Here is a 17,399-nt window from a genome sequence, read left to right on the forward strand (position 1 = left end):
ATGTTCGTACTGGCGATGCGGTCGATACGGCAGCGGCCCGGGCGGTTCCTCGCCACGTTGCTGTCGGCGTTCCTGGGCGCGACGATCATCATGACGTTCAACTCTCTGCACGACACGGCCGCGGGGACCGGTGTCGACTCGGTGAGCCGCGAGACGCTGACCACCACCGCGAGCGTCGTCGGCGGTTACGGCACGCTGCTGGTGTTCTTCGCGGTCGCCTCGACGCTCACGGTCAACGTGCGTCAGCGGTCTGCCGAGTTGGAGCTGCTGCGCAGTTCGGGGGCGACTCCGGCGCAGCTCAAGCGGATGGTCGTGGGTGAGGCGGCGGTCGTGGCCTTGGTGGGCGCGGTGCTGGCGATCGGTCCGGCGATGCTCGGCGGGCGGTGGCTGCTGGACATGTTCCAGGACAGCGGTCAGGTCTCCGGGTCGGTCGACTACTCCTTCGGCACGGTCGCGCTGATGTCGGGCGTCGACATCACGCTGCTCGCTGCGGCGGGCGCCGCGTTCCTGGCCGTACGGCGAGCGACGCGGCGAACCGAACCGCGGGGGCGGGCACGGACGTTCCTCGCCTGGGCGGCGCTGGCCGTCGGTGCGGTGTCGGTGCTGTCCACGTTCGCGTTCTCGGCGACGGATCCGGCGCTGATGGCGGCTCCGGCGTACGGGGCGATCCTGCTGTCGGTGGGGTTCGCGCTGCTGTCGCCGCGGCTGCTGAAGGCGGTCCTCGACCGGCTGCCGCTGTCCGGTGCGGCGGGCTGGCTGGCCGTGCGGAATCTGCGTGAGCGGGCGGGTCAACTCGCCGGGATCCTCATGTCGTTGGTGCTGTTCACGGCGGTGGCCTCGGCGACCCTCACGATGCAGGCGGTGGAGAGCGACGCGGTGGCGGCCTCGGGGCTGAGGAAGTCCGTCGCCGACAAGAACCTGGAGACGCTCAACCTCACGGTCGTCGGCATCATCGTGGTCTTCGTCTGCGTGATGCTGGTCAACTCCCTGTACGCGGCGACGACTTACCGCAGCCGGGAGTTCGGCCAGCAGCGCCTGGCGGGCGCGACTCCGGGGCAGGTGCTGGCGGTTGTGGGTGCCGAGGGTCTGCTGCTGACCGTGGTCGGTGTCGTCTTCGGCACGGTGGCCGCGCTGGCGGGGACCGTCCCGTTCACGGTGGTCAGGACCGACGGGGTACTGCCGGACCAGTGGCTCGGCATCTGGTTCGCGGTCGTGGCGGTCGCGGCGGCGGCGACGCTGGGCACGAGCCTCACGACGGCACGGCGTGTGCTGCGCGCCCCGGCGGTGGGGGCGGTGGCGGTGGCCGCGTGACGGCTGCGCCTCCCGGGGGCGGCTGCTTCGGCGGCCGCCCCTTCGCCTGTGCCCGCACGGCACTTCACCGCTTCTCGTTCCCTGTGCCTACTTAACGCCCGCCGCGTCCAGCAGCGCCGCCGCGGTGGCGGTGCTCAGCCCGTCCAGCGTCTCGATCCGGGCGCCGGCCCGGGCGCTCGCGCCGTCGTAGACCAGCATCAGCTGCCGGGCCAGGTACTCCGGGTCCGGTGCGCCACCGCGCTCCGCCTCGGCCCGGAACCCGTCCTGAAGCTGTTGCTTGGCGATGCCCGCGACCTTGCTCGCGGGGTGCTCGGGGTCCTTCAGCTCGACCAGCGCGGCAAGGAAGGGGCAGCCGAGGTAGTCGGGGTCGGTCGACATGCGCTCGGTCCGCTCGAAGATGTGCAGGATGCGTTCCCGCGGCGTGGCGGTCTCCCGCAGCCCCTCGGTGAGCTGTGCCGCGACCTCGGGCGCGCGCCGCTCCAGGCTCGCGGCGAGGACCTCGTCCTTGCTGGTGAAGAGCTGGTACATGGACCGCTTCGACACACCGGCCGACCGGCACAGCGCCTCGACGCCGATGGAGACGCCGTCGCGGTAGAAAAGCTCCCCCGCCGCGTCGAGCAGCCTGTCCCTCGTCGACGCCTTGTCTGTCGTGGTCATACAACTGAGATTACCTCCGCGGAAGCCGGTATGGAAACCGATCGGTATACCCCTGGGGCGGGCCAGGGGCCTCGTGACAGACTGGGTGAACAAGCGCTTAGATAGTGAGTCCGCGCCGCGCCGACCTGGAGGCCCCGTTGCTGTTCACATCCGTCGACGACGTCTCCGCGCGTCTGGCCGAGACCGGCTATCTCGCCTCGCCCGCGGTGGCCACGACCGTCTTCCTCGCCGATCGTCTCGGCAAGCCGCTGCTGGTGGAGGGGCCCGCCGGGGTCGGCAAGACCGAGCTGGCGAAGGCCGTGGCCGAGGTGGCGGAGGCGCGGCTGGTCCGGCTGCAGTGCTACGAGGGCGTGGACGAGTCCCGGGCGCTGTACGAGTGGAACCACGCCAAACAGCTCCTGCGCATCAGCGCGGGCCGGGACGAGTCCTGGGACGAGACGCGCACGGACATCTTCAGCGAGGAGTTCCTGCTCCCCCGCCCGCTGCTGACGGCCATCCGCGGGGACGACCCCAAGGTGCTGCTGATCGACGAGACCGACAAGGCGGACGTCGAGGTCGAGGGCCTGCTCCTTGAGGTGCTCAGCGACTTCCAGATCACGGTCCCCGAACTCGGCACGGTCACCGCGACCCGCCGCCCCTTCGTCGTCCTCACCTCGAACGCGAGCCGTGAGCTGTCCGAGGCACTGCGCCGCCGCTGCCTCTTCCTCCACATCGGCTTCCCCGAGGAGGAGTTGGAGCGGCGGATCGTACGGCTGAAGGTGCCCGCCCTGGCCGAGACGCTGGCCGCCTCCGTGGTCCGCGTGGTCGGTGCGCTGCGCGCCATGGACCTGCGCAAGGTCCCCTCGGTCGCCGAGACCATCGACTGGGCCCGCACCCTGCTCGCCCTCGGCGCCGACAGCCTCGACGAGGCCGTCGTACGGGACACGCTCGGCGTTCTCCTCAAGCACCAGGACGACGTCCTCAAAGCCGCCGCCAAACTCGACCTGGACGCCGTGTGACCGCCCCCGGGGTCGCCGAGCGGCTGACCTCGCTGGTCGGGGCGCTGCGCGCGCACGGCATGCGCATCGGCACCGGCGAGACGGTGGACGCGGCCCAGGCGATGACCGAACTGGGCCTCGCCGACCGCGAGTTGCTGCGCGAGGGGCTGGCCGCGACGCTGCTGCACGGCCCCGCTCAGCGCCAGGTGTTCGACCCCGTCTTCGACCTGTACTTCCCGAGGGGCGTCGGCGCGCCGGAGACGGAGTCCGCAGGCCGGGAGGACCTGCGGAACCGGCTCGCGACCGCGCTGGCCACCCAAGACCTCGCCCTGATGGGGCAGTTGGCGGCGGAGGCGGTCGACGGCTTCGGCGGATACGGCACGTCACCGGAGTCGGAGGGCTGGTCCTCGTACCAGACGCTCGAACGGATTCGGCCGCAGACGCTGTTCGCCCGGGTGCGGGACACCGTCCGGGCCCGGGACGGCAGTTCGGGGTTCTCGGACCGGCTGCTGGACGACGAGATCCGGCGGCGCATCGAGACGTTCCGGCGGCTGGTGGCGGCGGAGGCGCGGCGGCGGGTGGCCGAGCGCCGGGACCGGGACGAGCTGGCGCGGCGCGCGGTGGCGCCGACGGCGGACCGGGTCGACTTCCTGTACGCCGGCAAGGACCGGCTCGCCGAACTGCGCCGGACGGTCCAGCCGTTGGCCCGCAAGCTCGCCACCCGGCTCGCGGCGCGGCGGCGCCGGGCGGCGCGGGGCACCATCGATCTGCGGCGCACCCTGCGCGGCTCGCTGTCGACGGGCGGGGTGCCGATGAGACCGGTGCTGCGCAGACGCCGTCCGGCGCGGCCCGAACTCGTGCTGCTGTGCGATGTGTCGGGGTCGGTGTCCGGCTTCTCCGACTTCACGATGCTGCTGGTGCAGGCGTTGCACGACCAGTTCAGCAAGGTGCGGACGTTCGCCTTCGTCAACCGGATCGACGAGGTGACCGGCCTCCTGGTGCACGGCACGGCCGACCCCGAGGGCCTCGGCGCCCACATCAGGACCCGGGCCACGCTCACCCGCTGGCACGAGAGCAGCGACTACGGCGTCGCCCTGGGCGAGTTCGCCGAGCGCTACGGCGACGCGGTCGGCCCGCGCACGACGGTCTTCGTGCTCGGCGACGCCCGGACGAACATGAGCGACCCGAACCTGGCGGCCGTCCGGCAGGTGAATGAACGGGCCCGCCGCGTCTACTGGTTGAACCCCGAGCCGCGCGCCCAGTGGGGTACGGGCGACTCCGCGGCACTCGACTACGCCGGTCTGGTGGAGATGTTCGAGTGCCGCAACGCCCGGCAGCTGGGCGCACTGGTGGCACGTCTGCTGCCGGTGTGAGCGACCCCGCGAGCGACCGCGCCTAAGCGGCGAGCTGCGGGTAGAGCACCGAGGGGTCGGCGGCCAGGCCCGCCTTGACCTGGCGGGTGAGGTCGTCGGCGAGCACTTCGTAGGCGCCGGCCTCGATGCCGTCGAGTGCCTGGGAGGCGACACTCTCGGGCGTGGACTTGGGCGCGTCGACGTGGGCGGCCATGTCCGTGTCGACGTATCCGACGTGCAGACCGGTGACCTCGATGCCGCGCGGCTTCAGGTCCAGGCGCAGGGAGTTGGTCTGGGACCACAGAGCCGCCTTGGAGGCGCTGTAGGAGCCGAGGAGGCCGACCCAGGACAGCACGGAGTGGAAGTTCAGGATGTGGCCGCCGCCGTTGCGCTCGATGATGGGGACGAAGGCGCGGGTGACGAGCAGCGGTCCGTAGAAGTTGGTCTCGAACTCGCGGCGGACGTCCTCGACGGGCGAGTCGAGGAAGTTGGCGTTCACGGACGCGCCCGCGTTGTTGATGAGCAGGGTCACATCCTGGGCCTGCGCGGCGGCGGCCGCCACGGAGGCGGGGTCGCTCACCTCAAGGGCCAGCGGCACGGCGTCCGGGTGCGTGACGGTCCGCGGGTCGCGAGCGGTGGCGTACACCTTCTTGGCGCCCCGCTCGTAGAGCGCCTCGACCAGCGCCTTGCCGATACCGCGACTGCCGCCGGTGACCAGGGCGACGGAACCTTCGATGGTGGTCATGGGGGTTCTCCCGACTGTGCGAAACAAGCGATGTACGGTGGGACTGGAAACCGATCGGTTTCCCTGTCTCGACCAGAGTAAACCGATCGGTTTCCCAGCGCAAGCGAGCGGACCTCATCCCGCAGACGTAGGGCGCGTCCCGGATATCCGGGACAGCGGAAATTCCCTACGCTCCCGGGTGATGGAGGGGGATCCCATGAAGGCAGTCGTTCAGGACCGGTACGGCTCGGCGGACACGTTGGAGGTCAAGGAGGTCGACCAGCCCGTGCCCGACGAGGGCGAGGTGCTCGTGCGGGTGCTCGCGGCTTCGGTCAACGCGTACGACTGGCACTTCATGCGCGGCGATCCGAGGATCGCCCGGCTGAGCATGGGCATCGGCCGGCCGAAGGCGCGTATCCGGGGTCGCGACTTCGCCGGGCGCGTGGAGGCGGTCGGCGCCGCGGTCAAGGGGCTGCGGCCCGGGGACGAGGTGTACGGGGAGGCCGACGGCGCGTTCGCGGAGTTCGTCTGCGCCGCCGACGGCTCGGTGGACGTGAAGCCGGCCGGGCTCACCTTCGAGCAGGCGGCCGCGATGCCGCTCGCGGCGAACACCGCGCTGATCGGACTGCGGGACACCGCCAATGTCGAGGCGGGGCAGTCGGTGCTGGTGAACGGCGCGTCGGGCGGAGTGGGCACGTTCGCCGTGCAGATCGCCAAGTCGTACGGCGCCGAGGTGACCGGCGTGTGCAGCACCCGGAACGTGGACCTGGTGCGCTCGCTCGGCGCGGACCACGTCATCGACTACACGCAGGAGGACTTCACCCGGGCCGGGCGCCGCTACGACGTCGTCCTGGACCTGGTGGGCAACCGCTCGCTGACGGAGTTCCGGCGCGCCCTGACGCCCACCGGAATGCTCGTCCTGTCCGGCGGTGGCTTCTACGAGGGCGGCAGCCTGTTCGGACCGATGGTGCTCTTCATCAAGGGGCGCCTCACCGCACCCTTCGTCCGTCAGCGGCTGCGCGAACTCCCGGCGAAACAGAGCAAGGCGAACCTGGCGGAGCTGCGCAGGCTCGCCGAGGCCGGGAAGCTCTCGCCGGTCGTCGAGCGCACGTACCCGTTGAGCGAGGTGCCGGAGGCGATGCGGCACATGGAGGTGGAGCACGCGCGCTCGAAGATCGTCATCACGGTGTGAGCAGGCCGCGGGAAGGCCGTAGGCAGACCTGTCCTCCGACCTTCCAGGCGGAACAACATGAACGCGGCGTCTAGTCCTTCGCCTTCGCGTACTCCTGGGCCATTCCGCCCGCGAAGTCGTACACGACGACCTGTTCGTCGCCGATCACCCAGGCGTCGTGTCCGGGCGGAACCACGAAGACATCGCCCGGTCCGACCTCGCTCTCACCACCGCCGTCCATGCGTATGCCCATACGCCCTTGGACGACGTACCCGTTGTGATGGACCTGGCAGCTCTCCGTACCGGCGATGGGCGCCACGGACTCGGACCAGCGCCAGCCGGGTTCGAAGGTGCCCACCGCGAAGTCGAGCCCGGTGAGATGGACCGCTTCGAGGTGCCCGCGCGGGAAATCGCGCCGTTCATCGGGCTTGTCCACCGACTTGACCTCGATCATGACGGCTCCCTTCCGTTCGAACCGCCCCACCACTCCATCGTCGGCCTGTCAAACGGATGGCGCCATTCGAGGGACGACAGCAGAGGCCCCCCGACCGCCGGTCAGTGGCCGCACAGCTCCGCGAAGCGGTCGGCGGCGATGTTCCCGCCGGAGACGATCACGCCGATCCGGCGCGGCAGCGCACCCACGCGCCCGCTCAGCAGCGCGGCCAGCGGAGTCGCCCCGCTCGGCTCCACGACGATCTTCAGCCGCTCGAACACGAACCGCATCGCGTCCCGGATCTCGTCGTCGGACACCAGGGCGATCTCGTCGACGAGCCGTTGGTTGACCGAGAACGTCAGCTCGCCGGGGATGTCCGCGGCCTGGCCGTCGGCGATGGTGCGGGGCACCGGGATGCTGACGCGCCGGCCCGCCTCCAGAGACCGCTTGGTGTCGTCCCCGGCCTCCGGCTCGACGCCGACCACCCGGATCCCCGCGTACAGCCCCTTGGCCGCGGTGGCGCTTCCGGCGATCAGGCCGCCACCACCGACCGGCACGACCAGCGCGTCCAACTCCCCCGTCTCCTCAAGGAGTTCGAGCGCCGCGGTGCCCTGCCCCGCCATCACGTGCGGATGTTCGTACGGCGGGATGAGGGCGAGCCCGCGCTCGGCGGCCAGGGCCTCGCCGACGGCGACACGGTCCTCTGTGTAGCGGTCGTACGTGACGATCTCGGCGCCGTATCCGGCGGTGGCGTCCCGCTTGGAGCGGGGGGTGTCCTCGGGCATGACGATGACGGCGGTGCTGCCGAGTTCCCGGGCCGCCAGGGCGACCGCCTGGGCGTGGTTGCCGGAGGAGTAGGCGGCGATGCCACGGGCCAGTTCGTCCGGAGTGAGCCGGGAGGCCGCGTTGTAGGCGCCGCGGAACTTGAAGGCGCCGATCCGCTGAAAGTTCTCGCACTTGATGTGGACCTCGGCGCCGACCAGCGCGTCGAGGGTGCGGGAGCGCAGCACGGGGGTGCGGTGGGCGATGCCCTTGATCTGCGCGGCGGCGTCACGGACGGCGTCGAGGGTGATCGGCGGGGTGGTGGTCGTCACGCGGGTCCTCCATCGGGGTCGGGCGTCGGGACCGCGGCGGCGCGGGCCTGGGAGAGGTAGCTGTAGGCGGAGGCACGGGAGATGCCGAGGCGGGCACCGACCTGCTCGACGGCCCGCCGCACCGCGAACACGCCGTGCTCGTCGAGACCTCGGAACAAATCGAGCCGTCCGGCGCGGTCCAGTCCGGCCCAGGTCCGGTGCTGTCCGGCGAGGTGGGTGTCGAGGATGGCGTCCACGACGGAGTCGACGTCGTTGCCGAAGGTGGTGACGGGTGCCTCGGTGGGGCCCTGTCCCAGGCCGGCCAACGCGCCCAGCAGAGCATGGGCCTCTCCTACGGCGGTGACGTCCACGTTGACGCACAGCGCGCCGAAGACCGCGCCCGTGGAGTCCCGCAGCACCATCGTGGACGACTTGACGAGCCGGCCGGCCGGGGTGCGGGTGACGTAGTTCAGGTCGTCGGCCGCCGCGTCGCCACGGGCGACGATCCGCAGGCCGATCTCGCTCATCGCGCCACCGACTGCCCGCCCGGTGACCGAGCCCGCGAGGGCGACGACGGACTTCTCCGGCTGCCGGTAGTCGTGCAGGACCACCTCGCACATCGGCCCGAACGTGGCCACGAGGCCGTCGACGAGCGGTCCGAGGGCGGCGATGATCGCGTCGCGCTCGGCGGTGAGCGTGGGTGTGGCTGCGAGTGCGGACGCCTTGTCGGCGACCATGACGTGCCCCCGTTCTCGCGCTCTTCCGCGGCCCAGTGATTCGGCGGTTCCGGTGATTACGCACCGCATCGAGGTTCTAGACTACACGTCCAAGTACTGGACTAATAGTCCAGCACCTCTCCACGGCGCCTCCGCCCTCGGGGCAACTCCGCCTAGGACACCGAGTCGTGCGTCGCCGCGTGAAGGAGCGCCTCCCTTGCCGCGCGCCGGTCGCCGACCGTCTCCCACCAGGTGTGGGTGTGCATCTCCTCGGCCAGCCGACGGCACCGCTCGCGTGCGTCCGACAGCCGCTCCCGCTGCTCGCCGGTGATCTCGGCCCGCCCCGCCGCCACATCGGCGCCGCTGGGCAGGTGCGAGGCGATGTCCTGGCAGTGGGCCAGCGCCCTGGTGAAGGTGCGCCGGGCGGCGACCAGGTCGCCGGGTATGACGAACTCGCCCACGGTGAACGGCCGGGAGAACTCCCAGGACGGGGGTTCCGTGTGCCACAGCGAGGCGTCGAGGGGCCGCTCGTCGTCACGCGCCCGCGCGAGCTCCGCCCGGACGTCCGCCTCCGCGCCGTCCCCGGTCCCCGGGTCGAGCGGTCGGCCTACGGGATCCGCCGCCCCTCCCCGGCGCTGCGCCGGCACTCCCGGCAGGGGCTCCGGGCGGCCTTCGAGGAACTCCTCCTTGTCCGAAGGGGTGACCCACATGTGCCAGCCGCGGCGGCCCGCCGGGTGGGGCAGGTAGAGCGAGACGAGTTCGCCGGTGGCCGTGCGCCGGATGACGTCGTCGTAGTAGAGACCGCGCACGGGTTCCCACAGCCCGTGCCGGCCGCCGCACCTGCTGGTGCCCTGGCGTGGGCACGGGACCGGGTTGGTCCAGTCGCAGCGGGACATGTGCAGCTGCTTGATGCCACCGCGCACCGGCAGGGCCGCGCGGTCGGTCACGTCACGCCAGCTCTGTACGTTCAGCCGGGCCCAGGGGGCGCGGTCGATCGGGATCGCGTTCTCGTTGTTGACGAGCCACAGCGGAATGAGGCCCGCCTCGCGTGCGCCGCGGGTGCGGTCGTCGACGGAACCGCCCGCTATCGCCGAGAGTTGGATCTCGTATCCGAACCGCCTGCTGTCGGTGCCCTCGACGGTCACGTCCGTACGTCGTTTCCCGCGCCGGCCGGCGTCCGGGCGGGTGACCCGGAAACCCTCTCCCCCGGCGACCTGGGCGGTGTATTCCCCAAGTGCCTTGTGGAGATCGCTTTCCGCCTTCGTCTCGGGGCGCTCTCCCTTGGCGACATGCATCCCGTGCGGACGGCCGTCGACCTTGCGGATGGCCATGAAGCCGGGGCAGATGAAGCCCTCGTCCTCATGGGCTTCCAGGCAGTACAGAAGATCCGGCTGGTAATTGCCGTAGATCTCGTCGAGCAGCCCCGGGTATTCCGGGTGCCCGAGATCGGCCTCGGTGAGGTCGAGCGTGATTCCGAGGCCCCTGTGCCAGACGCTGTAGGTCATGCTTCGAGCGTAGGACGCGCCACTGACAACGGGGTTCGGGCGACCGGTCGGGAAGGGGCCACGGAATTGCGTTCGTTGATATAACGGGAATCGCCGGGCGGGAACAGGGCGGTTCGCGACCGGCATGTCCCAGGCGAGCGAGGACGTAATGCTCCGTATTCATTTCACCCCCCACGACCTGCAGAGCATCCGGATCCTGCGGCGCCCGGACCCGCTGTGGGAGCTGGTCTGCAGTATGTGTCGGCTGAAGACCGGACAGGGACCGCTGGAATTCGGTCAGTGGCGTCGTTCGGCCCGTTCGAGAATCTCCGGCGAACCGGCCTTGAGAGAGGCCCTGCAGCCGCTGCGGTCACTGATCCCCAGCGTGGGCTACATCCCCGATTTCCTCACTCCCCCGGTCTCCGGCACGGAGTTGACTGCGGGCCTCGACGAGGTGCGCGCCACTCCGCGCCGACGGGTGGTGCGCGACCTGACGCGACTGGGCGGGACCCGTTCGCTGCCCGCCTGGACCACGGGGCTCGGCCGCCCCGGCGACGGTGGACTGGCCGCTCTCACGCGTGCGTTGGGGGTCTACTTCCGCACCCTGGTCGAGCCGCACTGGTCCCAGGTGCGCGCCATGGTCGGCGACGACCTCGACCGGCGCACCCAGACGCTCCTGGACGGTGGGACCTCCGCCCTCCTGAACGGGCTGCATCCGTATGCCCGGTGGCGGTCCCCGGTCCTCGAAGTGGACTACCCCGTGGACCGCGACCTGCGTCTCGAAGGGCGCGGACTGCTGCTGGTCCCCTCGTACTTCTGCTGGGGCCGGCCGACCGCGCTGGCCGACCCGGAGCTGACCCCCGTACTGGTCTACCCGGTGTCGAAGACCCCGCTGGACGTCTCCCGCAGGACCGGGGAGTCGCTCGTACGGCTGCTGGGACGCACGCGTGCCGCGGTCCTGGCGGACGTGGCCGAGCGGGAGGGCCGGACCACGTCCGAGGTCGCCGAGGCGGTGGGCCTCTCCCTGCCGAGCGTCAGCCACCAGCTCGGGGTGCTGCGCGAGGGCGGCCTGGTCGACAGCCGACGCGCCGGCAAATATGTCCTGCACTCGGCGACTCCGCTGGGGCTGCGGCTGCTCGACGCGGGGTGAACGCGCCCCGCACGCGCGCGTGATGAACGCGCTCACGTCACGCCCGGCCGCTCAGTCGACGCTCGTCCAGCGGGAGGAGTCCGCGGCGCTGCGTTCGACGGCCCGCATCACGTACTGGACCTGGAGGCCGTCGGCGAACGACGGACTCGGCCGGCTCCCGTCCTCCGCCAGCGCCGTCAGGAAGTCGTGGACCTGGTGGACGAACGCGTGCTCGTAGCCCAGTCCATGACCGGGCGGCCACCAGGCGCTCAGGTAGGGGTGTTCGGGATCCGTCTCCAGGATCCGGCGGAATCCCGCCTCCGTCTCCGGATCGGTGGCGTCGTACAGCTGGAGCTCGTTCATCGCCTCGAAGTCGAAGGCGAGCGACCCCCGTGATCCGTTCACCTCTATCCGCATCGCGTTCTTGCGTCCCGTGGCGAAGCGCGTCGCTTCGACCACGACGAGTGCGCCCCCTTCCAGGCGGCCGGTGAACGCGGTCGCGTCGTCGACGGTCACTTGTCCGCGCTCCTCCCCCGCGCTCGCCGAGAGCCCGCTGGACTCCGTCGGCAGCGGGCGCTCGGTGACGAACGTGGCCTGTACCGCCGACACCCCGGTGAGCCGCTCGCCCGTCAGGTGCTGGAGCAGGTCGATGACGTGCGAACCGAGGTCGCCCAGCGCGCCGGACCCGGCCCGTTCCTTGCGCAGCCGCCACACCAGCGGGAACTCGGGGTCGACGATCCAGTCCTGGAGGTACTGGGCCCTGACGTGCCGCACCTCGCCGATCACGCCCTCGGCGATCAGCCACGCGGCGTGGGCCAGCGCGGGCACCCGCCGGTTGTTGAAGCCGACCATCGACCGGACGTCGGCCTCCGCGGCCGCCTGGGCTGCCGCGGCCATGCGCTCGGCCTCCTCCACCGTGTTGGCGAGAGGCTTCTCGCACAGCACGTGTTTGCCGGCGGCCAGGGCGGCGATCGCGATGTCGGCGTGGGAGTCGCCGGGTGTGCAGATGTCGACGACGTCCACGTCGTCGCGGCGCACCACCTGCCGCCAGTCGGTCGCCCAGTCGCCCCACCCCAGCCGCTCGGCGGCCCGCGCCGTGGTCTTCGGGTCACGGCCGCAGACGACGGTCATGTCGACGTCGAAGGGCAGCTCGAACACGCGGGGGGCGGTGCGCCAGGCCTGGGAGTGCACGGCTCCCATGAACGAGTGGCCGATCATCGCCACCCCGAGGCGGGGGCGGCCGGACACGGGGTCGGGCGAAGGGCGGGGCATGGGATCTCCCTGTCGGTGGGGCGTCAGGCGGACGCGGCGGCGGGCGGTGCCGGGTGCGGGGCGAGGGCGTCGCGCACGGAGGGCCAACCGGCAAGAGCGGCGCGGACGTCGGGGCGGCTCTCCTCGCGCAGGGCCACCGCGTACGCCTGGTCGAGCACGTCGTCGACGAGTACGCGCCGGCCGGTCCTGGCCGACTCCACCGCGGCCTCGACCATCGCCAGGCTCATGGTGTTCTCGTGCACCTCGCCCATGGGCACGCTGCCGGTCCGCAGCGCCTCGACGAAGACCTGGAGTGCTCCGGCGATGTCGGTGTACGGGGAGCGGGGCCGCTCGGCGGGTTGTACGTCGGCGACGAGCACGGGCTCGGTGTCCCCGTCCCACTGCGCCGATCCCTTCTCGCCGCTCGCCCGCCACACTCCGTTCCACGAGGTCTCGGCGCCCGGACTGCACCAACTGCCGTTGTACGCATAGCGCGCACCCCCCTCCATCTCGAAGACGGCACTCGCGGCGGCGTCGCCGTCGTACCAGCTCCAGGGCGGGTTGTACGCCTGGCAGTAGGCGGAGACCGGGTCCGCGCCGAGCAGGAAGCGGGCCGAGTCGAAGGCGTGGATCGCCATGTCGATCAGCAGCGGGTACGCCATCTCCTCGCGGAAACCGCCCATGTGCGGAGCCTTGAAGAACTCGGTCGTCAGTGTGCCGATCGCACCGAGTTCCCCCAACATCCCTCGGAGGGCGAAGAGTTGGGGATTCCAGCGCCGTGACTGGCTCACCATGAACAGCTCGCCGCTCACCTCGGACGCGGCGGCGAGGGACAGGGCGCGGGCCAGGGTGTCGGCGATCGGCTTCTCACCGAGGACAGGCAGCCCGGCGAACAACGCGGCGGTGGTGACCGGGTGATGGGCCACCGGGACCGTCACGTTGACGAGTGCCTGAGCGCCCGTGCCGGCCGCGAGCGCGACCGCGTCGGAGCCGACCGGCAGGTCCGGCAGACCCAGCCCGGCGGCCGAACGATGAGCCGCGTCCAGGTCGAGGTCGACGATGCCCACGAGCTCGGTCTCGGGCGCGGCGGAGACGGTGGTCAGCCACTGCTGTCCCATGGAGCCGGCGCCGACCACGATCACGCGCAGGGGGTTGTCGGGCCCGCAGGGAATCGTCCGGTGGGTCATCGAAGCGGCCCCGAGTAGTCCACGCCGTTGAAGAAGTCGTCGGTGTCGTAGCGCAGCAGCACCGGGTGGCTGCGCTCGGGCCGGTCCGTGCGCGCCCACCGGACGCCGTTGGCGATCACCCGACGGATGTCCTTGTTGTGGTAGACGGGGTAGTCCTGGTCGCCGGGGCTGAAGTAGAAGATCCTGCCGTGGCCGCGACGGAACGTGCAGCCGCTGCGGATCACCTCGCCGCCCGTGAACGAGCTGACGAAGACCAGTTCGTCCGGGACGGGGATGTCGAAGAACTCGCCGTACATCTCGTCCTCGTCGACGATGAGCGGATGCGGAACTCCCTTGGCGATGGGGTGAGTCGGGTTCACCGTCCACACCAGTTCGCGGTCGTGCTCGTTGCGCCAGCGCAGGGTGCAGCTGGTACCCATGAGCTTGACGAAGATCTTCGACCAGTGGCCGGAGTGCAGGACCACGAGGCCCATACCGGACAGGACGTGCCGGTGCACCCGTTCCACGACCTCGTCGGACACCTCGGCGTGGGCGGCGTGCCCCCACCAGGTGAGGACGTCGGTCGAGGCCAGCACCTCCTCGGTCAGGCCGTGTTCGGGATCGTCCAGCGTGGCGGTGCGTACGGTGCAGGCGTCGAGGAGGTTCTCCTTGATGCCCTCGGCGATCGTGGTGTGCATGCCCTGCGGGTAGATCTTGGCCACGTGCTCCTCGATCTTCTCGTGGCGGTTCTCCCCCCACACGGTCACGCGGATCGGGGCCGGGGGCGGTGCGGAAGACGTGGTCACAGGGGTGTGCTCCCTTTCTGTGAAGTCGCCCTGGGGGCGGGTCATTTGACGGCTCCGCCGGTCACGCCGGTGGCGATGTAGCGCTGCGCCACCAGGAGCAGCACGAGAGCCGGGACCGAGGCGAGGGTCGCGGTGGCCATCACCGCGTTCCAGTCGCTGACGTGGGCGCCGAGGTACTGATAGAGGCCGAGGGTGACGGGTCGGACGTCCTCGGTCGTGGTCAGGGTCAGCGCGAAGAGGAAGTCGCTCCAGGTGAACAGGAACGTGAACAGCCCTGCCGTGATGAGGGCGTTCCTGCTCATCGGCAGGACGATCGACACGAACGCCCGGACCCTGCCCGCCCCGTCCACCCGGGCCGCCTCGATCACCGAGGACGGGATGTTGCCCATGAAGGCCCGCAGGATCAGGATCGCGAACGGAATGCCCGCGGTGGAGTCGGCCAGGACCAGGCCGGGGATCGAGTTGAGCAGCCCGAGGTCGTTGTACGCGCTGTAGAGGGCGTTGGCCACGACGATGCCGGGGACCATCTGGCTGATCAGGATCCCGAACAGCACCGGCCCGACCCAGCGCGCGTTGACATGGGCGAGCGCGTACGCGGCCGGGCTCGCGATGATCAGGCTGAACACCACGCTGCCCACCGCCACCACCAGGCTGGTCAGGAGGTTGGCCCCCTGCTGGCTCAACGCGGTGGCGTAGCCGTCGAAGTTCAGATGGGTCGGGAACCAGGGCGTGCTCACCGCGGTGTTGGCCGGCTGGAGGGAGACGTTGACCATCCAGTAGACCGGGAACAGCATCACGGCCAGGATCAGCGCGCCGATGGCGGTGTATCCCCAGGGCCGCCGGGAGCGGCGCCGGTGGACGGGTGGGTGCCTGACCGGTCGGACCGGTGTGTGCGTGACGGTTGCCATGACGGCCTCACTGCTCGACGGCGCGGCGGTTCGCGCGCAGGTAGAGGACGGCGAAGACCAGCGAGATGACGATGAGGACGTTGCCGAGTGCGGCACCCTGTCCGAAGTCGAACTGCTGGAAGGAGAGTTGGTAGGACTGGCTGGCGATGGTCTGCGTCGCGTTCGCCGGTCCGCCGTTGGTGAGCCCGAGGATGACGTCGAGCACCTTGACCGTGTAGACGACGCCGAGGACGAGCACCACGCTGACCACGGGACGCAGCAGGGGCCAGGTCACGTGCCGGAAGGCCCGCCAGCCCGTCGCGCCGTCCAGGGCCGCCGCCTCGTACAACTCCTCGGGGATGTCCTGGAGTCCGCCGTAGAGGATCGCGACGTTGAACGGGATCCCTATCCAGATGTTGACCACGATCACCGCGAACAGCGCGAGCGAGGTGCTGGTCAGCCAGCCGGGACGGTCCTGTACGAGGTGCAGGGCACCCAGGAAGCGGTTGAGGACGCCGTTGTCCTGGTCGAGGATCCAGCGCCACACCGCGCTGGAGACGATCAGCGGCACCAGCCACGGCAACAGCAGCAGGGAGCGCAGTACGCCGCTCAGCGGGAACCTGCGGCGGAAGAACAGGGCGATCGCCAGGCCGATGAGGAACTGCCCCGCGATCGAACCCACGGTGAACAGCAGCGTGTTGAGCAGTGCCTTGTCGAAGACCGAGGACGATATGACGGCCCGGTAGTTGGCGAGTCCGGCCCAGGGCGCCTCGCCGGTGTAGAAGGTGCTCGTCGTGTAGTGCTGGAACCCCATGACGACGTTCTTCACGACCGGGTAGCCGAGGAAGGCCACCAGGTAGGCCACGGCGGGCAGCAGGAACAGCAGGTGCGACTGGCCCCGCCGGCCGCGTCCGCCCAGCTTCCCGAGCCTCCGGCCCGCCGGGGCGCTCTCCGTGGCCGGTACCGCAGGCTCCTTGGCCCGCACCGCGCGACGCAGTACGTCAGCCATCCTGGGCCTGCTTCAGTGCCTTCGCCGGGGTCGCCCCCTGGGTGAGCGCGGTCTGCATCGCGGTGTAGATCCTGGTGGCGGCCTTCGGCCAGTCCTTGCCCAACTCACCGGTGCGGGCACGGGCGTTGCGCACCTGGTCGGTGAACGCCTTCATCCTGGGCTGCTGAGCGGCGAACCGGTCCATCAGCGCGGTCTTCGTCGGCACGGTCTGGCGCTGCTGGGCGAGCGCCAGCTGGTTCTTGTCGGAGTTGAGGCAGGCGACGACCTTGGCCGCCTTGTCCTGGCGCTGCGCGTTGCCGGTCTGCGGGACGGTCCAGGTCTCACCGCCCAGCGGGACGACGGGAGTTCCGCCGGCCTTGGGCACGGGGATCTGGACCACGTCGTAGTGCAGGCTGGTCTTCTTGTCCAGGATCGGGAACTGCCAGGGGCCGTTGATCATCATGGCCGCGTTGCCCGCCGCGAACTGGTCGTTGACGTCGGCCTGGCCCCAGCTGACCACGGACTTGGAGGCCGAGCCGCTCTTGACCAGGTCCACCCAGAGCTGAAGTGCCTGCGCGGTCCGGGAAGTTGCTATGTCCTTCTCGTCGCCGCCGTTGGACCACATGAACGGCAGGAACTGCCAGGTCCCCTCGTAGGTGGCCGGTGCGGCGAAGGCGACGCCGTACCGCTTGCCCGAAGTGAGCTTCTTGGCGGCCGACTTGAGCTCGGCCCAGGTGGTGGGCGGCTTCACCCCCGCCTTGTCGAGCATGTCCTTGTTGTAGAAGAGGCCGATCGTGTTGGTCACCGGTTGCAGGCCGTAGAGCTTGCCCTGGTAGGTCGAGGCGTCCACCACGCCCTTGGCGTAGCCGTCCGCCTTCAGGCCGAAGTCACTGAGCGGGGCGAGGGCGCCGCTGGCGGCGATCTGCTGCAGGTCGGGGTTGTCGAGCATCAGGACGTCGGGCAGGGTCCGCGACGAGGCCTGTTGCAGCACCTTGGGTATCAGGGACGGGCCGGCCACGGCCTCCCGCTTGATCGTCACGCCGTTCTGCCGCCCGCACGCGTCCAGGACCTTCGCGTAGATGCCCTTGTCGGGCTGATCCGCGTAGTAGTCCATCACCCGCAGTGTGTCGGCGCCGCCGGAGGATCCGCTGTTCGAGCCACAGGCGCTCAGCGAGAGCGGCGCCATGAGCGCGAGGGTCACGGTCAGTGTCGTTCTGCTGAGGATCGCTCGTCGTTGAGCCATGTTCGTTCTCTCCTCGGTCGGCGCTGTCTCG

Annotated in this window: 17 protein-coding genes; 5 read left to right on the top strand and 12 right to left on the bottom strand. The window is 70.6% G+C overall.

Translation table 11 applies throughout. From position 1 onward, the window contains the following. On the top strand, nt 1-1,311 hold the full coding sequence (locus tag ACIQI8_RS02975) for an FtsX-like permease family protein (RefSeq protein WP_402344112.1): 1,311 nt from the start codon (nt 1-3) through the stop codon (nt 1,309-1,311). Between the two features lie 87 nt (nt 1,312-1,398). Here the strand turns inward: ACIQI8_RS02975 and ACIQI8_RS02980 are convergent, their stop codons facing one another. Then, nucleotides 1,399-1,968, bottom strand: a complete 570-nt coding sequence (locus ACIQI8_RS02980; RefSeq protein WP_402344115.1) for a TetR/AcrR family transcriptional regulator — start codon at nt 1,966-1,968, stop codon at nt 1,399-1,401. Nucleotides 1,969-2,108: 140 nt separating this feature from the next. On the opposite strand from ACIQI8_RS02980, the gene ACIQI8_RS02985 reads away from it, so the two are divergent. Together ACIQI8_RS02985 and ACIQI8_RS02990 are read left to right on the top strand one after the other, a co-directional pair. Continuing rightward, complete coding sequence (locus ACIQI8_RS02985) at nt 2,109-2,966, top strand: AAA family ATPase (RefSeq protein ID WP_402346648.1); 858 nt, start codon at nt 2,109-2,111, stop codon at nt 2,964-2,966. 59 nt (nt 2,967-3,025) lie between these two features. After that, nucleotides 3,026-4,318 (top strand): VWA domain-containing protein, encoded by a 1,293-nt coding sequence (locus ACIQI8_RS02990; RefSeq protein WP_402346650.1) that lies wholly within the window; start codon nt 3,026-3,028, stop codon nt 4,316-4,318. A gap of 22 nt (nt 4,319-4,340) precedes the next feature. On the opposite strand, the gene ACIQI8_RS02995 is transcribed toward ACIQI8_RS02990, so the two are convergent. Further along, a complete protein-coding gene (locus tag ACIQI8_RS02995; RefSeq protein WP_402344118.1) occupies nt 4,341-5,042 on the bottom strand; it encodes an SDR family oxidoreductase in 702 nt (233 codons plus the stop codon). A gap of 196 nt (nt 5,043-5,238) precedes the next feature. Here ACIQI8_RS02995 and ACIQI8_RS03000 point away from each other — a divergent pair, with 196 nt between their 5' ends. Further along, nucleotides 5,239-6,213, top strand: a complete 975-nt coding sequence (locus ACIQI8_RS03000; protein ID WP_402344121.1) for an NAD(P)-dependent alcohol dehydrogenase — start codon at nt 5,239-5,241, stop codon at nt 6,211-6,213. Nucleotides 6,214-6,283: 70 nt separating this feature from the next. On the opposite strand, the gene ACIQI8_RS03005 is transcribed toward ACIQI8_RS03000, so the two are convergent. The 4 genes from ACIQI8_RS03005 to ACIQI8_RS03020 form a co-directional block, all read right to left on the bottom strand. Then, entirely contained in the window at nt 6,284-6,646 is a 363-nt protein-coding gene (locus tag ACIQI8_RS03005) for a cupin domain-containing protein (protein ID WP_402344124.1), read from the bottom strand. A 101-nt stretch (nt 6,647-6,747) separates the two neighbouring features. Further along, complete coding sequence (locus ACIQI8_RS03010; RefSeq protein WP_402344126.1) at nt 6,748-7,719, bottom strand: pyridoxal-phosphate dependent enzyme; 972 nt, start codon at nt 7,717-7,719, stop codon at nt 6,748-6,750. Then, entirely contained in the window at nt 7,716-8,435 is a 720-nt protein-coding gene (locus ACIQI8_RS03015; RefSeq protein WP_402344130.1) for a transcriptional regulator, read from the bottom strand. Before ACIQI8_RS03015 ends, ACIQI8_RS03010 begins: the two co-directional genes overlap by 4 nt. 152 nt (nt 8,436-8,587) lie before the next feature. Continuing rightward, entirely contained in the window at nt 8,588-9,919 is a 1,332-nt protein-coding gene (locus ACIQI8_RS03020) for a hypothetical protein (protein ID WP_402344133.1), read from the bottom strand. 124 nt (nt 9,920-10,043) lie between these two features. Between ACIQI8_RS03020 and ACIQI8_RS03025 the strand changes: the two genes are divergently transcribed. Continuing rightward, nucleotides 10,044-11,048 carry an ArsR/SmtB family transcription factor gene (locus tag ACIQI8_RS03025; protein ID WP_402344135.1) on the top strand — a complete coding sequence of 335 codons (1,005 nt, stop codon included), beginning with the start codon at nt 10,044-10,046 and terminating at the stop codon, nt 11,046-11,048. A gap of 51 nt (nt 11,049-11,099) precedes the next feature. On the opposite strand, the gene ACIQI8_RS03030 is transcribed toward ACIQI8_RS03025, so the two are convergent. Genes ACIQI8_RS03030 through ACIQI8_RS03055 form a run of 6 tightly spaced genes read right to left on the bottom strand, consistent with a single transcriptional unit; the run spans nt 11,100 to nt 17,368 of the window. Further along, nucleotides 11,100-12,299, bottom strand: coding sequence for a Gfo/Idh/MocA family protein (locus ACIQI8_RS03030; RefSeq protein ID WP_402344138.1), 1,200 nt, complete (start codon nt 12,297-12,299; stop codon nt 11,100-11,102). Nucleotides 12,300-12,322: 23 nt separating this feature from the next. Continuing rightward, nucleotides 12,323-13,465, bottom strand: coding sequence for a Gfo/Idh/MocA family protein (locus tag ACIQI8_RS03035; protein ID WP_402344141.1), 1,143 nt, complete (start codon nt 13,463-13,465; stop codon nt 12,323-12,325). After that, entirely contained in the window at nt 13,462-14,250 is a 789-nt protein-coding gene (locus tag ACIQI8_RS03040; RefSeq protein WP_402344144.1) for a ThuA domain-containing protein, read from the bottom strand. The genes ACIQI8_RS03035 and ACIQI8_RS03040 overlap by 4 nt, the downstream gene beginning before the upstream one ends. 41 nt (nt 14,251-14,291) lie before the next feature. Continuing rightward, nucleotides 14,292-15,158 carry a carbohydrate ABC transporter permease gene (locus ACIQI8_RS03045; protein WP_402344146.1) on the bottom strand — a complete coding sequence of 289 codons (867 nt, stop codon included), beginning with the start codon at nt 15,156-15,158 and terminating at the stop codon, nt 14,292-14,294. 7 nt (nt 15,159-15,165) lie between these two features. Next, nucleotides 15,166-16,146, bottom strand: coding sequence for a carbohydrate ABC transporter permease (locus ACIQI8_RS03050; RefSeq protein ID WP_402344149.1), 981 nt, complete (start codon nt 16,144-16,146; stop codon nt 15,166-15,168). Continuing rightward, nucleotides 16,139-17,368, bottom strand: coding sequence for an extracellular solute-binding protein (locus ACIQI8_RS03055; protein ID WP_402344152.1), 1,230 nt, complete (start codon nt 17,366-17,368; stop codon nt 16,139-16,141). Before ACIQI8_RS03055 ends, ACIQI8_RS03050 begins: the two co-directional genes overlap by 8 nt. Nucleotides 17,369-17,399 lie beyond the last annotated feature (31 nt).

This window comes from Streptomyces sp. NPDC092369 (assembly GCF_044755245.1).
Classification (GTDB): domain Bacteria; phylum Actinomycetota; class Actinomycetes; order Streptomycetales; family Streptomycetaceae; genus Streptomyces.

Bases quoted from the DNA above. Each gene is read 5' to 3' on its own strand.
- ACIQI8_RS03015 (WP_402344130.1), bottom strand. From the start codon at position 8,435: ATGGTCGCCGACAAGGCGTCCGCACTCGCAGCCACACCCACGCTCACC.
- ACIQI8_RS03030 (WP_402344138.1), bottom strand. From the start codon at position 12,299: ATGCCCCGCCCTTCGCCCGACCCCGTGTCCGGCCGCCCCCGCCTCGGG.
- ACIQI8_RS03005 (WP_402344124.1), bottom strand. From the start codon at position 6,646: ATGATCGAGGTCAAGTCGGTGGACAAGCCCGATGAACGGCGCGATTTC.
- ACIQI8_RS02995 (WP_402344118.1), bottom strand. From the start codon at position 5,042: ATGACCACCATCGAAGGTTCCGTCGCCCTGGTCACCGGCGGCAGTCGC.
- ACIQI8_RS02990 (WP_402346650.1), top strand. From the start codon at position 3,026: ATGCGCATCGGCACCGGCGAGACGGTGGACGCGGCCCAGGCGATGACC.
- ACIQI8_RS03055 (WP_402344152.1), bottom strand. From the start codon at position 17,368: ATGGCTCAACGACGAGCGATCCTCAGCAGAACGACACTGACCGTGACC.
- ACIQI8_RS03045 (WP_402344146.1), bottom strand. From the start codon at position 15,158: ATGGCAACCGTCACGCACACACCGGTCCGACCGGTCAGGCACCCACCC.
- ACIQI8_RS02975 (WP_402344112.1), top strand. From the start codon at position 1: ATGTTCGTACTGGCGATGCGGTCGATACGGCAGCGGCCCGGGCGGTTC.
- ACIQI8_RS03035 (WP_402344141.1), bottom strand. From the start codon at position 13,465: ATGACCCACCGGACGATTCCCTGCGGGCCCGACAACCCCCTGCGCGTG.
- ACIQI8_RS03000 (WP_402344121.1), top strand. From the start codon at position 5,239: ATGAAGGCAGTCGTTCAGGACCGGTACGGCTCGGCGGACACGTTGGAG.
- ACIQI8_RS03050 (WP_402344149.1), bottom strand. From the start codon at position 16,146: ATGGCTGACGTACTGCGTCGCGCGGTGCGGGCCAAGGAGCCTGCGGTA.
- ACIQI8_RS03025 (WP_402344135.1), top strand. From the start codon at position 10,044: ATGTCCCAGGCGAGCGAGGACGTAATGCTCCGTATTCATTTCACCCCC.
- ACIQI8_RS02980 (WP_402344115.1), bottom strand. From the start codon at position 1,968: ATGACCACGACAGACAAGGCGTCGACGAGGGACAGGCTGCTCGACGCG.
- ACIQI8_RS03020 (WP_402344133.1), bottom strand. From the start codon at position 9,919: ATGACCTACAGCGTCTGGCACAGGGGCCTCGGAATCACGCTCGACCTC.